The 14,023-nt window shown below is 60.1% G+C and carries 14 protein-coding genes; 2 read left to right on the top strand and 12 right to left on the bottom strand.

Features of this window, described 5'->3' with window-relative positions; all coding sequences use genetic code 11:
• Positions 1–44: 44 nt before the first annotated feature.
• Genes ACIQY3_RS28020 through ACIQY3_RS27995 form a run of 6 tightly spaced genes read right to left on the bottom strand, consistent with a single transcriptional unit; the run spans position 45 to position 5,678 of the window.
• Positions 45–446 (bottom strand): type IV pilin protein, encoded by a 402-nt coding sequence (locus ACIQY3_RS28020; RefSeq protein ID WP_403026256.1) that lies wholly within the window; start codon positions 444–446, stop codon positions 45–47.
• 14 nt (positions 447–460) lie between these two features.
• On the bottom strand, positions 461–3,568 hold the full coding sequence (locus tag ACIQY3_RS28015; RefSeq protein ID WP_403026253.1) for a pilus assembly protein: 3,108 nt from the start codon (positions 3,566–3,568) through the stop codon (positions 461–463).
• Positions 3,555–4,037 (bottom strand): PilX N-terminal domain-containing pilus assembly protein, encoded by a 483-nt coding sequence (locus ACIQY3_RS28010; protein ID WP_403026250.1) that lies wholly within the window; start codon positions 4,035–4,037, stop codon positions 3,555–3,557. The genes ACIQY3_RS28015 and ACIQY3_RS28010 overlap by 14 nt, the downstream gene beginning before the upstream one ends.
• Positions 4,038–4,048: 11 nt before the next feature.
• Entirely contained in the window at positions 4,049–4,762 is a 714-nt protein-coding gene (locus ACIQY3_RS28005; protein WP_403026248.1) for a PilW family protein, read from the bottom strand.
• Entirely contained in the window at positions 4,759–5,208 is a 450-nt protein-coding gene (pilV, locus tag ACIQY3_RS28000; RefSeq protein WP_403026245.1) for a type IV pilus modification protein PilV, read from the bottom strand. Before pilV ends, ACIQY3_RS28005 begins: the two co-directional genes overlap by 4 nt.
• Positions 5,205–5,678, bottom strand: coding sequence for a GspH/FimT family pseudopilin (locus ACIQY3_RS27995; protein ID WP_403026243.1), 474 nt, complete (start codon positions 5,676–5,678; stop codon positions 5,205–5,207). Before ACIQY3_RS27995 ends, pilV begins: the two co-directional genes overlap by 4 nt.
• 130 nt (positions 5,679–5,808) lie before the next feature.
• Between ACIQY3_RS27995 and ACIQY3_RS27990 the strand changes: the two genes are divergently transcribed.
• Entirely contained in the window at positions 5,809–6,366 is a 558-nt protein-coding gene (locus tag ACIQY3_RS27990; protein WP_403026240.1) for a GspH/FimT family pseudopilin, read from the top strand.
• Here ACIQY3_RS27990 and ispH read toward each other — a convergent pair.
• The 6 genes from ispH to murJ all read right to left on the bottom strand — a co-directional run bounded on the left by ispH (position 6,335) and on the right by murJ (position 13,757).
• Positions 6,335–7,282, bottom strand: a complete 948-nt coding sequence (ispH, locus tag ACIQY3_RS27985; RefSeq protein WP_403026237.1) for a 4-hydroxy-3-methylbut-2-enyl diphosphate reductase — start codon at positions 7,280–7,282, stop codon at positions 6,335–6,337. The two genes, ACIQY3_RS27990 and ispH, sit on opposite strands and share 32 nt — an antisense overlap.
• Positions 7,283–7,356: 74 nt before the next feature.
• Positions 7,357–7,794: an FKBP-type peptidyl-prolyl cis-trans isomerase gene (gene fkpB, locus ACIQY3_RS27980; RefSeq protein ID WP_403026437.1), complete on the bottom strand. Its 438-nt coding sequence runs from the start codon at positions 7,792–7,794 to the stop codon at positions 7,357–7,359.
• A gap of 7 nt (positions 7,795–7,801) precedes the next feature.
• Positions 7,802–8,314 carry a signal peptidase II gene (lspA, locus tag ACIQY3_RS27975; RefSeq protein WP_149661026.1) on the bottom strand — a complete coding sequence of 171 codons (513 nt, stop codon included), beginning with the start codon at positions 8,312–8,314 and terminating at the stop codon, positions 7,802–7,804.
• Positions 8,307–11,138, bottom strand: a complete 2,832-nt coding sequence (ileS, locus tag ACIQY3_RS27970) for an isoleucine--tRNA ligase (RefSeq protein WP_403026234.1) — start codon at positions 11,136–11,138, stop codon at positions 8,307–8,309. The genes lspA and ileS overlap by 8 nt, the downstream gene beginning before the upstream one ends.
• The gene (gene ribF, locus ACIQY3_RS27965; protein ID WP_403026231.1) at positions 11,139–12,089 is read right to left on the bottom strand and encodes a bifunctional riboflavin kinase/FAD synthetase; all 951 of its coding nucleotides are present in this window, start codon (positions 12,087–12,089) and stop codon (positions 11,139–11,141) included.
• Between the two features lie 129 nt (positions 12,090–12,218).
• On the bottom strand, positions 12,219–13,757 hold the full coding sequence (murJ, locus tag ACIQY3_RS27960) for a murein biosynthesis integral membrane protein MurJ (protein WP_403026228.1): 1,539 nt from the start codon (positions 13,755–13,757) through the stop codon (positions 12,219–12,221).
• Between murJ and ACIQY3_RS27955 the strand changes: the two genes are divergently transcribed.
• A partial coding sequence (locus tag ACIQY3_RS27955) for a hypothetical protein (protein ID WP_403026225.1) occupies positions 13,757–14,023 on the top strand: 267 nt, incomplete at its 3' end. The two genes, murJ and ACIQY3_RS27955, sit on opposite strands and share 1 nt — an antisense overlap.

Here is a 14,023-nt window from a genome sequence, read left to right as displayed (position 1 = left end):
CCGTTCAATAGACAGAGGGCGCAAAAGGCGCCCGAAAAAGAAACTCAGCGGCCCCAGCAATCCTTGGTCGCCAGCCCGGCGGTGGCGTTGAGCATGCTTCTGACGCCGGTGTTGGTGATGGTGAAATCCCCACACTTGTCAGTCGCCATGGCCGTACCGGCCTTGCGCACAGCCGTAACCAGGAAGGTCTGGTCGGTGATGGTCGGTGTGAGTGTGTAAAAGTCGTTCCCCGTGCTCAGGCCGGTGGCGCCGGTGTAGATATTGTTCTTGGAATAGAACCGCTCAAGAATCTGCGCCTGCTCGGTCAGCAGCCCGGCGACCTCGGTGCGACGCCCCTTCTTCACGTATTCGGTGAGGCTCGGATAGCCAATGGTGATGACGATACCGATGATCGCAATCACGATCATGATTTCGATCAGGGTAAAACCTCGGTTGGATCTGCGCATGCCTCAACTCTCACTTACTGTATTTGTCGCCACATGATGCGACGGCTGCCGCCACCGCCAGGTTTCTCCACCAGGGAGGTGATGCCACCGCTGGAGTCGTTCACGATCTTGCGGGCCGCATTGTTGACGATCGCGTTCAACGTCGGAATCCCCCCGGTGAAAATCACCCCGCTGGAGATCGAATCCGTACTGTCGACCAGCCCATCGCCATTGGTGTCGAGCACCGCGTAGTTGAGCATCTTACCGCTGAACGCATCCAGTTCGACCAGTTTGCCGGTGCCGAAACTGGCACACGGGTCGGTGGTGTCGACACTGGCGGTGGTGAACACGATCCGGCCGGCCGCCAGGCTGGCCTGATTGATCACCCGTTCACCGGTCAGCACATTGTTGTACACCAGCGGCAGGTACCAGCCCTTCTCGGTAGGGTAGGTCGTGTCATTCTGGCTGGTGGTGATGAACTGCCCGCCGGCACTGCCCGTGGTCACCCCGGTCACCGACTGGGCCTGCAAACTCGACACGGTAATCTGCCCCGACCCGCCATCGGCATCCCACACGGAGTAAAACGCCTGGAGATCCTTGTTGGTCTTGTCCGCCGTCTCATTGAATTTCCCGGTGCCGAAAAACACTTGCTTACCGCCCAGGGAATTGTCCGCCAACAGCGGTTGCGCGGTAATCGGCTGCGTGGCACCACCCGGGGTCGTGAACAATGGCTTGCCGGAAAATGCCAGGCCCCAGGTGTCGGTCGTGGCACCGCTCAGGTCGAACTTCCACAGGCGTCCTTTCAGGTCGCCCCCATAAGCGGCCTGCACCACGTTCTGCGAGTTGACCTTGAGCTTTACCGAAGACAGGCCATTGGTGGTTTCCGTGCTGTCGACGACGATTTTCTTGATCAGCGAACCGTCGCGCACATCCACCACATACAACGCCGCCACGCCCGAGTTGCTTCCGTAGCCGTTGGAGATGAAGGCCGCCCAACGCCCATCGGCCAAGCGTGCCACTTCCGGGCGGGCGTAGGCATAACCCAGATCATTGAAAACGTTCGCCGTGTTCGCCGTGGCCGGCGCACTGAATTCCCACAACGCCTTGAAGGCATTGCCCGCCGCTGCGTCGAACAATTGCACCGCGTAGAACGTCCTGCCGCCCGCCCCTGTCCCGCCCAGGGCAAGGGTTTTCCAGGCGGTGCCGAGTTGGGCGTCGAACACCCCGACCTGACCGTCCACCAGAAACTTGTGGCTCACGCCGTTGATGTAGGTCGGATCGGCGATGTAACGCAATGACGGCAACACGCTGGAAGGCATGTAGGCATAACGCCGGGCACCGTTGGCGGCGTTGATGACGTTGAGGAAGCCGTCGTTGGCGTTGACCACCAGGCTCGCGCTCATGTTGGCGGCTTTGGTCGCCAGATAGGTGGTGTACGTGGAATCGCCCACCAGGTCTGAAGCGGTCTGGTCCGAGGGCGAGGCCAACGCGAGGGGCGAGTTGATGATGTCACCCAGCAGCACCGTGCGCACTTTCAGCCCGGCTTTGTTAGTGCCCTTGCTCCACTCCACCAAATCATTGCCGACAATCCCGGTCGGCAGGTTCAGGCCGAGTGACGTTTGCTGGGCCGGGGAAAAGTTGCCGAAGGACAGGGTTATCGCGGCGTTGGTCAGGGTGTTCCAGGACTGATAGGTCGGAGCCGTGGAAGCGGGCACGATGGCCGTGTCGGTGGTCCATAACACCGCCGCAGTGTTGACCGCGCCGCTGGCCGTGAATCCGTAGGCCTTGATCGTCCCGCGCCAGTCCTTGGGGTCGTAAGTGGTCTGAAAGTAACTCGATCCGCTGCTCAACGTACTGCTGCTGGTAACACCGCTACCACCCGAGCCTGCCTTGGAGGTGATATTGCTCAATGCCGAAGACAGCGCCGTGTTCAGGCCGGCGGCGTCGTTAGCCTGGTAATACAGGCCTTGGCCGTAAGCGGCGGCATCCGACAACATCTGGTTCGCCGAGGTGAAGCCCACGGTGTAAGTGTTCATGTACTGCTTGGGAAAATCCGCGGCGGTCCAGTTTTTGCCCGCCAGGTCCGTACCGGTCGAACGCATGTCGATGTCGAAGGCAAACTTGGCGATGTCGTCCAGATAGAGGGTGTCGCCCTCGTCGTCTCCAGCTGGGTCATTACCGTCGTTGTTGATCCCGTCCCAGTTGGGCAAGTGGGTGGTGCCCAGCGGATCGTTGCTCGGGAACGTGCGGTCGTAGGTCGGCAAGCCATCCGTAATCACCACGCCATAGTTCTTCTGGCATCGGTATTGGATCGGGCTGGTGTAAGTCGTCGGCGTCGAGTTGTAGTAAGGCGCCATGCCGCGAAAGTAGCGGGTGATTTCGTAGTAGGTTTCGGCCAGCGGCGTGTTGGCCACGGCGCCCAGCCCGTTAATTGCGCTGATCAGTGCGTTGTAGTTGGTGTCCGCCTGGGCCTGGGTGACGCTGCCCGTGACAACCGACAGATCGCTGACGGAGCGGGCAATGTAGCCACCATTTCCGGAGTTGTTGCTGGTGGGCGGATTGAACGTCGCCAGACCGATACGCAAGCCTCGGTTACTGGTGACCAGGGAGGTAGAAACGTTGCGCGCCACGTTGATGCGGTAGTCGGTCGGAATCGAGCCGTTGGTGAAATCACGGTTGCTGCCGTTGGCCAGTCCCACCAGGTACGACAGGTAATCGTCGGTGTAACGGGTGTTGCCGTTGCCGACAGGGTCGGGAAGCTTGATGCATTGGGGTGTCAGGCTGTTGTTGTAAAACGCGTAGGCGCCCCCCGAACATCCTGAAGTTGGCAGGCTGGACAGGAAGATCGAGCTGCCGACGATGTCAGAGGAGCTCAAACACAAGCCGATAAAGGCGTTGCACTGCCTGGCCGGCGTGCGATTGACCGCCGGATCGAACCCCGCCGCATAAATGATGGTGTTCATGCTGCCCGAGTCATCGATCAGCAGCATCACATTCGGCGGCACGGCGGCGGCGCTCAACAGCGGTGAATCCGATGGCGTGAAGGCGTAGGCCGGCGCCATCAGGTACAGGCTTAGCAGCGCGCCGAACAGCACCTGTGCCCATCGTCGCCCCCCACCACCGCGAGCATCAATACTTGGCATAGATGCTCTCCACCACACTGCGAACGTTGTTGCCGACAATGCCGACGGCTGTGACCCGGTACAGCGTCGCCGAGGTATTGCTCGGCACATTTACGGCAGTCAGTGTGGTGCCGATGTTCTGCACCCCGTAGAACCCGCTACCGGCGGCGATCCAGTTAACCCCCGATGTGGAATTGAGCCCGGCGCCGGTTACCGTTGCCGATTCCGCCGGCGGCGCGCATTGCGCCGTGGTGCCGCACACCGCCAGCGTGTAGTTCGCCAGCTGCACCGCGCTTTCACCGATGCGCAGGTTAGCCTCGGCCAGTTGGAAGGATTGATTACGCAAGGTCACGCTACCGGCCATTTTTTCCTGGAGTGTGGCGTTCTGCATCGATGAAATGCCGATCAGGGTCAGCAGCAACAGGAAGACCAGGCTGATCAACAAGGCCATGCCTTGTTGGCTGTTTTGCATATTTGACGGGGTTCTCATCCGGCACTCACCTACTGAAGCCGGTTGCGCAAAGCGGCAACGACGGTAAAGGTTTGGTTGCGCACGCGATTGTTCGGATCGGTCAGCGTCAGGGTCAGGCGCACGCTACGTATCAGCGCTGGATTGGTTGGATTGGTGCTGTAACTGGACGCCGCCACGTCACTGGTGCTGGTGGCCATGCCGAACAACACGCCGAATGCACTGACGTTATTGATCAGTACCGCCTGGGTCGGCGTGCCGCTGCCGACGCCCATCAACAATTGGTTGTTGCTGAAGCTGTAGATCAAACGACGAATCGGAAAGGCAATTTGCCCGGAGGCCGGTGCCCGCAGGCCCGTATAGGCTGTCGCACTGTTTCGGCAGTCGGAGAGTACCGTCCAGGTCGGCGTACCGCCGTTGCTGCCGACGTCCGCCGTGACCAGGGTGAGTTTGAGAGTGGCGTTGTCCCAACTGATCGGCGCAATCTGACTGGCGTTGAAATCGCCTGTAGAACTGGCATCCGTCACCGTCCCCAGGCAACCGAACATGCCCACCATACGAATTTCCTGAATCATCTTGCTCAACACGAACCGCGCATCTTCCTGCATCCCGGCGGCGGTGTTCTGGCTGACATAGGTGTTCTTGGCCGAGATAAACACCTGCGCCACGCCCAGCACCACGATCAGGCTCAAGACCAGAGCGATCAGTAATTCGATCAGGCCGAAACCCCGGCTGGAATGCCTCATGGTGTCGCCACCGGGTCGACGGCGGCGCGACTGGTCAGGACGAAGCTGCGGCGCGAATTGGCGACATTGGCGGCCCGCGAGTCATCCCAATTGATAGTGATGGTGTACACCCGCTGATTCAGCGTCACGCTGCCAGTGGCCGATGCGCCGCCAAAGTTGACGATATTGGTGGTGAAATCGTAGAGGTCCTGGTCCCGGGCGACGTTGAGGTTGGCCGAGGTCGGGGGCGTCACGGTGTAATCGGCGCCGGAGTTGGCGCGGATGCGGTCCATCATGTCGTAGGCGATAAAACTCGCCTGGCTGGTCATTCGCGAACTGTCGGTGTATTTGAGCGCATTGAGCTGAATCGCCGCCGCGCCTAACAGCCCCACGGTCAGAATCAACAACGCGACCAACACTTCGATCAGCGTCATGCCCTCCTGTGCTCGCTTGCTCCATTGCCTCATCCGCAACTTCCACCCAAAAGAATCCGTCCGTTCAAACACACATTCAGCGTCCTGCTTTGCGTCCCCAGGCCATAAGTGATCACCACCGCCGTGGACGGTGACGACAAACCGCCCAGATTGTTGAAATCGATGGCGGTCACTCCTGAGGTTAGCGCTAGAGTCGCACCGCTGCTCATCGCTGGAACAACCCGCAATACATTGGCCGGAGTGCCAGTACCGTCGTAAACCGTCAGTTCCCCGGTCCAGACGCTGCCGCCAGCGGTCGGCCGCAGCCGCGTGGTAATGCCCCGGTCGATGGCTTCGAGCCGGGCGAAATTGAGAGCGCGCTGCAAGTCACCCATTTCGGTGTCGGCGCGGGTGCCTTGCACCGAACGGGTAAACATTGGTATTGCCATCGTGATCAGGATCAGAAAAACCGCGAGCGTGATCAGCACCTCGACCAGCGTGAAACCTTTTGTACGATGATCCATCGGTGCCCTCCGTTGCCGTCGGCTATACCTGCTTCTACACGCTAGAACATTCGACCGGCACATGTACGGTTGTTTTGCCATTACTCGCGCACGGATTGCGCGAGCCGCAGCACGCCACGGAGGGAAATGCATGCATCAACAAGGCTTCAGCCTGATCGAACTGCTTATGGGACTGGCAATTGCCGGGATTGTTCTGCTGTTGGTCAGTCCGGCGTTCGCCGCGCTTACCGAATCGAACCATCGGGAGGCGGCGGCGCAGTCGCTGATCAGTGGCATACGCAATGCCAGGACCGCCGCCCTCACGCATAACCAGAGCGCGGTGATCCACGGTATCAATGGCGATTGGAGCCAGGGTTGGCGAATTATTCTGGATGTCAGCGGCAAGGGGCCGGAGGACAGTAGCAATCCGCTGCTGGTCGAGCGTGCGAGTGACGCTCGGGTGCCGATTGTCGGCAATTGGCATGTCCAGCGGTATGTGCGCTTCAGCCATCTAGGCCAACCGTTGATGCCGGGCAAGGCCTTTCAAGCGGGGACATTGCACCTCTGCGCGGCCCGCGAGCCCGTCAGTCACCAGCGGATAGTGCTGGCGGCGACGGGCCGCGTGCGCCTGGAAAACCGAAAGGCTAAACAGGCGCTGTGTGCAGAGGAGAAAAGGCTTAAAGCAAAGAACGCACGCGCAACTCTTTAGGCATGGAAAACGTGATGTTCTCCTCGCGCCCAGCCAGTTCATCGGCACCGGTAGCGCCCCAGGCCTGCAACTGCTGGATCACGCCACGCACCAGGACTTCCGGTGCGGAAGCGCCAGCGGTGATGCCGATACGCTCGACGCCGTCGAACCAGCTCTTTTGCAGGTCTTCGGCACCGTCGATCAGGTAGGCCGGAGTGGCCATGCGTTCGGCCAGTTCGCGCAGGCGATTGGAGTTGGAGCTGTTCGGGCTGCCAACCACCAGCACCACGTCGCACTCGTCGGCCAGTTGCTTGACCGCATCCTGACGGTTTTGCGTGGCGTAGCAGATGTCGTCCTTGCGTGGACCACCGATGGCCGGGAAACGGGCACGCAGGGCGTCGATCACGCGACTGGTGTCGTCCATGGACAAGGTGGTCTGGGTCACGAACGCCAGTTTGTCGGGATTTTGCACTTGCAGCGTGGCGACGTCTTTTTCGTCTTCGACCAGATAGATCGCGCCACCATTGCTGCCATCGTATTGGCCCATGGTGCCTTCGACTTCCGGGTGACCGGCGTGGCCGATCAGGATGCATTCACGACCGTCGCGGCTGTAGCGCGCGACTTCGATGTGCACTTTGGTCACCAGCGGACAGGTGGCGTCGAACACTTTCAGCCCACGACCTGCGGCTTCGGTGCGCACAGCCTGGGAAACCCCGTGGGCACTGAAGATCACGATGACGTCGTCCGGCACTTGATCCAGTTCCTCGACGAAGATCGCCCCGCGGGAACGCAGGTCTTCGACGACGAATTTGTTGTGGACCACTTCGTGGCGCACATAGATCGGCGGCCCGAAGACTTCCAGGGCGCGGTTGACGATTTCGATCGCCCGGTCCACGCCGGCGCAGAAGCCACGGGGGTTGGCGAGTTTGATTTGCATGCTGTGCCTCGTGTCTTGCGCGCAAGAAATAGCGAAAACAGTGAAAAACTTACTGTGGGAGCGTATCCGGTCAGTTACAGCGATTTGACGGTGATGATTTCTACGTCAAAGGTCAATGTCTTGCCAGCCAGCGGGTGGTTGAAGTCGATGGTGACCTGATCATCATCGAATTCTTTCACGATACCGGGCAACTCAGTATTGGCCGCATCGTTGAAGATCACCAGCAGACCCGGCGACAGGTCCATGTCCTTGAACTGCGAACGCGGAATGATCTGGACGTTTTGCGGGTTGGGCTGGCCAAAGGCGTTTTCCGGCGCAATGGTCAGCGTGCGCTTGTCGCCCGCCTTGAAGCCGAACAGCGCTGCTTCGAAACCTGGCAACAGGTTGCCGTCGCCGACCTTGAAGGTCGCCGGGGCTTTGTCGAAGGTGCTGTCGACCGTGTCGCCGTTCTCCAGGCGCAATGCAAAGTGCAAGGTGACTTCCGTGTTCTGGCGGATGCGTTGCTCAGCCAATACCTGTTCAGTCATGAACGGTTTCTCCGGTTTTCTTGCTTTTGAACATATCCAGCGCGAGCATCACGGCCCCAACGCTGATGGCGCTATCGGCAAAGTTGAACGCCGGGAAATACCAGCGGTTCTGCCAATGCACCAGAATGAAGTCGATCACATGGCCCAGGGCGATGCGGTCGTACAGGTTACCCAACGCACCACCCAATACCAGCGCCAAAGCGATGGCCAGCCAGGTTTCGTTGCGCCCAAGGCGCTTGAGCCAGACCACCAGCACCGCACTGACCACCACCGCGATCAGGGCAAACAACCAGCGCTGCCAGCCGGAGCTGTCGGCCAGGAAGCTGAACGCCGCGCCGGTGTTGTAGGCCAGGGTCCAGCTGAACAAATCGGGGATCACCACGATTTGCTGGTACATCTCGAGCTTGCCTTCGAAGTAGAACTTGCTGGCCTGGTCAATGACCAGGACCAGCACGCTCAACCAGAGCCAGCTCAGCCGTCCGAAACGGCCAGCCGCGTTAGGCATAGTGACGAACCTCGCCCGCGCCGCTGATGTTGTCGACGCAACGACCGCAGATTTCCGGATGCTCCGGGTTCACGCCGACGTCTTCACGGCAGTGCCAGCAACGGGCGCACTTGGGGAAGGCCGACTTGACGATTTTCAGCTTCAGGCCGCTGACTTCAGTAACCACCGCATCGGCCGGAGCCTGCACGAATGGCGCAACGCTGGCGGTCGAAGTGATCAATACAAAGCGCAGTTCGTTGCTCAGCTGTGCCAGGTCGGCGCTCAGCGCTTCTTCGGCGAACAGCGTCACTTCGGCTTGCAGGTTGCCACCGACGGCCTTCGCCGCGCGCTGGATTTCCATTTCCTTGTTGACCGCGACCTTCACCGCCATGATCCGCTCCCAGTAGGCGCGGCCCAGTTCGACGTTGTCCGGCAGTTCGGTCAGGCCTTCGTACCAGGTGTTGAGCATCACCGACTCGTTGCGCTCGCCCGGCAGGTATTCCCACAGTTCGTCAGCGGTGAACGCCAGGATCGGCGCGATCCAGCGCACCAGTGCTTCACTGATGTGGTACAGCGCGGTTTGTGCCGAACGGCGGGCCTTGCTGTTGGCGCCAGTGGTGTACTGGCGGTCCTTGATGATGTCGAGGTAGAAACCGCCCAGCTCCTGCACGCAGAAGTTGTGGATCTTGGAGTACACGTTCCAGAAGCGGTATTCGCCGTAGTGCTCTTGCAACTCGCGTTGCAGCAACAGGGTGCGGTCCACGGCCCAACGATCCAGTGCCAGCATTTCTTCGGCCGGCAGGAGGTCGGTGGCCGGGTTGAAACCGGTCAGGTTGGAGAGCAGGAAGCGCGCGGTGTTACGGATGCGCCGGTAGGCGTCCGCACTGCGTTGCAGGATCTGCTCGGACACCGCCATTTCACCCGAGTAATCGGTGGAAGCCACCCACAGACGCATGATGTCGGCGCCCAGGGTGTCGTTGACCTTTTGCGGCGCGATCACGTTGCCCAGGGACTTGGACATCTTGCGACCGGACTCATCCACGGTGAAGCCGTGGGTCAGCAATTCGCGGTACGGCGCGTGGTTGTCGATGGCGCAACCGGTCAGCAAGGACGAGTGGAACCAGCCACGGTGTTGGTCCGAGCCTTCCAGGTACAGGTCGGCGCGTGGACCGGTCTCGTGGCCCATCGGGTGCGAACCGCGCAGGACGTGCCAGTGCGTGGTGCCCGAATCAAACCAGACGTCCAGGGTGTCGCTGATCTTGTCGTACAGCGGCGCTTCGTCACCGAGCAGTTCGGCGGCGTCCATCTTGAACCAGGCTTCGATGCCTTCGACTTCGACGCGTTTGGCGACTTCTTCCATCAGTTCGGCGGTGCGTGGGTGCAGCTCGCCGCTTTCCTTGTTCAGGAAGAACGGGATCGGCACGCCCCAGTTGCGCTGACGGGAGATGCACCAGTCCGGACGGTTGGCGATCATCGAGTGCAGGCGCGCCTGGCCCCAGGCCGGAACGAACTTGGTTTCTTCGATGGCTTTGATCGCCCGCTTGCGCAGGGTTTCGCCGGTGGCTGGTTCTTTGTCCATGCCGATGAACCACTGCGCGGTAGCGCGGTAGATCAGCGGGGTCTTGTGACGCCAGCAGTGCATGTAGCTGTGTTCGATGATGGTGGTGTGCAGCAGCGCGCCGACTTCGGTCAGTTTGTCGACGATCGCCGGGTTGGCCTTCCAGATGAACTGGCCGCCGAAGAACTCCAGCGACGGCACGTAAACGCCGTTGCTTTGTACCGGGTTGAGGATGTCGTCGTTGACCATGCCGTAGGCTTTACAGGTCACGAAGTCGTCCACGCCGTAGGCCGGTGCGGAGTGAACCACGCCGGTGCCAGCGCCCAGTTCCACGTACTCGGCCAGGTAAACCGGCGACAGGCGATCGTAGAACGGGTGACGGAAGTTGATCAGTTCCAGTTCTTTACCGGTGGTGGTCGCGATGACCGAACCTTCCAGGTTGTAACGGGCCAGGCACGACTCGACCAGCTCTTCAGCCAGCACCAGCAGTTTGTCGCCGACATCGACCAGGGCGTAGTTGAATTCCGGGTGAACGTTCAGCGCCTGGTTGGCCGGGATGGTCCACGGGGTGGTGGTCCAGATCACGATCGAAGCAGGCTTGGCCAGGGACGCCAGACCGAAAGCGGCAGCCAGCTTGGCTTCGTCGGCAATCGGGAAGGCCACGTCGATGGTCGAGGACTTTTTGTTCTCGTACTCGACTTCCGCTTCAGCCAAGGCCGAACCGCAGTCAAAGCACCAGTTCACAGGCTTGAGGCCCTTGAACACGAAACCGCCCTTGACGATTTCGGCCAAGGCACGGATTTCACCGGCCTCGTTCTTGAAGTCCATGGTCTTGTACGGATTGGCGAAATCGCCCAACACGCCCAGACGGATGAATTCGGACTTTTGGCCTTCGATCTGCTCGGTGGCGTAGGCACGGCACAGTTCGCGAGTCTTGTCCGCGCCCAGGTTCTTGCCGTGGGTCACTTCGACTTTGTGCTCGATCGGCAGGCCATGGCAGTCCCAGCCCGGAACATAAGGCGCGTCGAAACCCGACAGGGTCTTCGAGCGGATGATCATGTCCTTGAGAATCTTGTTCAGTGCGTGACCGATGTGGATCGTGCCGTTGGCGTACGGAGGGCCGTCGTGCAGGACGAACTTCGGACGATCCTTGCCAATCTCGCGCAACTTACCGTACAGGCCAATACTGTCCCAGCGCTGCAGAATCTGCGGTTCGCGCTGTGGCAGGCCGGCCTTCATTGGGAAGGCGGTGTCCGGAAGGTTTAGCGTGGCTTTATAGTCGGTCATTTAAGGCTCTTCATTAGCGATTGGCGCTAGGTGCGACAGGGCACGGGCGGCGGCGACATCCGCATTGATCGCCGTCTTAAGCGCCTCCAGAGAGGCGAAACGCTGCTCTTCACGCAGCTTGTGGTGGAAAACCACCGTCAAACGCCGGTCATACAGATCGCCGGCAAAATCTAAAAGGTGTACTTCAAGGTGGGCCTTGCCATCACCCTGGACGGTTGGCCGCACGCCGATATTGGCGACGCCAGGCCAAGTCTTGCCGTCGATGTCGACATCGACCAGGAAAACCCCGGACAACGGCACGCGACGACGCTTGAGCTGGATATTGGCGGTCGGCGTACCGAGCTGGCGCGCCAGCTTCTGGCCATGCAGCACTCGCCCGGTAATCTGGAACGGTCGGCCGAGCAGGCGTTCGGCCAAGGCAAAATCGGCGGCGGCCAGGGCATTACGCACCTGGGTGCTGCTGACGCGAATACCGTCCAGCTCGACGGTTTGCGCCGCTTCGACGGTAAAGCCCTGAAGAACGCCGGCCTGTTGCAGGAAATCGAAATCCCCGACCCGGTCGCAGCCGAAACGGAAGTCGTCACCGACCTCCAGATGCTGCACGCCCAGCCCGTCCACCAGAATCGTATCGACGAATTCGGCGGCGCTGAGCTTGCTCAGGCGATGGTTGAAGGCCAGGCACAGGACCCGATCAACACCTTCGTCGGCGAGCAGTTGCAGTTTGTCCCGCAGCCGGGCCAGACGCGCCGGCGCGGTGTCGGGGGCAAAGAATTCCCGCGGCTGTGGCTCGAAAATCACCACGCAGCTGGGCACGCCCAACTCGAGCGCACGCTCACGCAGCCTGACCAGGATAGCCTGGTGACCACGGTGAACACCGTCAAAGTTGCCAATAGTGGCGACACAGCCCCGATGCTGGGGGCGCAGATTGTGGAGGCCTCGAACCAGCTGCATAACGCGCTTCTTGCTCATAAAGTGGTCGATTATAACCACACCCGGCGGCCGACGACAGGCAACACCGTAACCCAAAGTAATCGAACCGACAAAACTGCCGGCCCGCCCGTGTTTATCGAGGCAAACGCCTCAGCTCAACGCCTTGCGATTGAAGTCGCGCAAACGGAAACCCATCAACAGCAACATGCCGAAATAAGCGACCACACCGGCCACCACCAACGCGCCCAGGCGCAGGAACCGCTCCAGCATATGCCCCTGATCCCAGGCCGGCATGAAATGCATCCCGACCAGCAACACCGCCGACATCACCAACACGGCAATCACCAGTTTAAGCCCGAACTTCGCCCAGCCCGGTTGCGGCTGGTACATCTGCTGTTTGCGCAGTTGATAAAACAGCAGGCTGGCGTTGATGCAGGCACCGATACTGATGGCCAGCGCCAGACCAGCGTGAGCCAGCGGGCCAATCAACACCAGGTTGAACAGTTGCGTGACGACTAGCGTGAAAATCGCGATTTTCACCGGGGTGCGGATGTTTTGTTGCGCATAAAAGCCCGGCGCCAGCACTTTGATCACGATAATTCCGAGCAAACCGACGGAATAAGCGATCAACGCCCGTTGGGTCATGGACGCATCAAACGCACTGAACTGGCCGTACTGGAACAGCGAAACCGTCAGCGGTTCGGCCAGAATCCCCAGCGCCAGGGAGCACGGCAACACCAGCACAAAGCACAGGCGCAGGCCCCAGTCGAGGATTCGCGAATACTCCTGACGATCCTTGCTGGCGTAGGTCTTGGCCAGGGTCGGCAGCAGAATCGTGCCCAGTGCCACGCCGAGTACGCCGGACGGCAATTCCATCAACCGGTCGGCGTAATACATCCACGACACGGAGCCAGCCACCAGGAAGGAAGCGAAAATCGTATTGATGATCAGGGAAATCTGGCTCACCGAAACACCGAGGATCGCCGGCAACATCTGCTTCATCACCCGCCAGACACCGGTGTCTCGCAGGTTCAGGCGTGGCAGCACCAACATGCCGATCTTTTTCAGGTGCGGCAGTTGATAGAGCAACTGCGCCAGGCCACCGACCAGAACCGCCCAGCCCAACGCCATGACCGGCGGATTGAAGTACGGCGTCAGGAACACCGAAAAGATGATCATGCTGACGTTGAGCAGTGTCGGCACGAACGCCGGTACCGAGAAGCGGTTGTAGGTATTGAGGATCGCCCCAGCCAATGAAGAGAGGGAGATCAGCAATATATAAGGAAACGTCACCCGCAACAGACTGGAGGTCAGCTCGAACTTCTCCGGCGTATCGGTGAAGCCTGGCGCCGTGGCCCAGATCACCCAGGGTGCGGCGAGCATGCCCAGCGCTGTGACCAGCGCCAGCACCAATGTCAGCAGGCCAGAGACGTAGGCAATGAAGGTTCGCGTCGCTTCCTCACCCTTCTGGCTTTTATATTCGGCCAGAATCGGCACGAAGGCTTGGGAAAACGCCCCTTCAGCGAAGATCCGCCGCAGCAGATTCGGCAGTTTGAAGGCGATAAAGAAGGCGTCGGTCGCCATCCCGGCACCAAATGTACGTGCGATGAGCGTGTCACGAACGAACCCCAGAACCCGGGAAAGCATCGTGATAGAGCTGACGGCGGCCAACGATTTGAGCAGATTCATTGAAAGAGTTTGTGCCTGTCGATAAACAGCAGGCGAACAAAGCGCCCACTTATGCGATACTCCGCGCCGCAGCAGCACAGAGCCAAAGCTCGCGAGTTTACAGGTCAAGCGCCGGAAATAAATATCCCGCCTCTTTATACCTACCACTTAGCGGAACGTCTCAACCGCCCTTGACAAGACATCAACTCATCGGCATGATTCGCGGCCTATTTTGTTTGCTATTTCCTAAAAAGTCTTTCGAGGAGCTCGACGGTGGACAACACACC

Source organism: Pseudomonas sp. NPDC096950 (genome assembly GCF_044762525.1).
Classification (GTDB): domain Bacteria; phylum Pseudomonadota; class Gammaproteobacteria; order Pseudomonadales; family Pseudomonadaceae; genus Aquipseudomonas.
Note: the sequence above shows the minus strand (reverse complement) of the source record. Positions and strands in the feature narration are given on the sequence as shown.

Bases quoted from the DNA above. Each gene is read 5' to 3' on its own strand.
- ACIQY3_RS28020 (WP_403026256.1), bottom strand. From the start codon at position 446: ATGCGCAGATCCAACCGAGGTTTTACCCTGATCGAAATCATGATCGTG.
- ACIQY3_RS28015 (WP_403026253.1), bottom strand. From the start codon at position 3,568: ATGCCAAGTATTGATGCTCGCGGTGGTGGGGGGCGACGATGGGCACAG.
- ACIQY3_RS28010 (WP_403026250.1), bottom strand. From the start codon at position 4,037: ATGAGAACCCCGTCAAATATGCAAAACAGCCAACAAGGCATGGCCTTG.
- ACIQY3_RS28005 (WP_403026248.1), bottom strand. From the start codon at position 4,762: ATGAGGCATTCCAGCCGGGGTTTCGGCCTGATCGAATTACTGATCGCT.
- pilV (WP_403026245.1), bottom strand. From the start codon at position 5,208: ATGAGGCAATGGAGCAAGCGAGCACAGGAGGGCATGACGCTGATCGAA.
- ACIQY3_RS27995 (WP_403026243.1), bottom strand. From the start codon at position 5,678: ATGGATCATCGTACAAAAGGTTTCACGCTGGTCGAGGTGCTGATCACG.
- ACIQY3_RS27990 (WP_403026240.1), top strand. From the start codon at position 5,809: ATGCATCAACAAGGCTTCAGCCTGATCGAACTGCTTATGGGACTGGCA.
- ispH (WP_403026237.1), bottom strand. From the start codon at position 7,282: ATGCAAATCAAACTCGCCAACCCCCGTGGCTTCTGCGCCGGCGTGGAC.
- lspA (WP_149661026.1), bottom strand. From the start codon at position 8,314: ATGCCTAACGCGGCTGGCCGTTTCGGACGGCTGAGCTGGCTCTGGTTG.
- ileS (WP_403026234.1), bottom strand. From the start codon at position 11,138: ATGACCGACTATAAAGCCACGCTAAACCTTCCGGACACCGCCTTCCCA.
- ribF (WP_403026231.1), bottom strand. From the start codon at position 12,089: ATGCAGCTGGTTCGAGGCCTCCACAATCTGCGCCCCCAGCATCGGGGC.
- murJ (WP_403026228.1), bottom strand. From the start codon at position 13,757: ATGAATCTGCTCAAATCGTTGGCCGCCGTCAGCTCTATCACGATGCTT.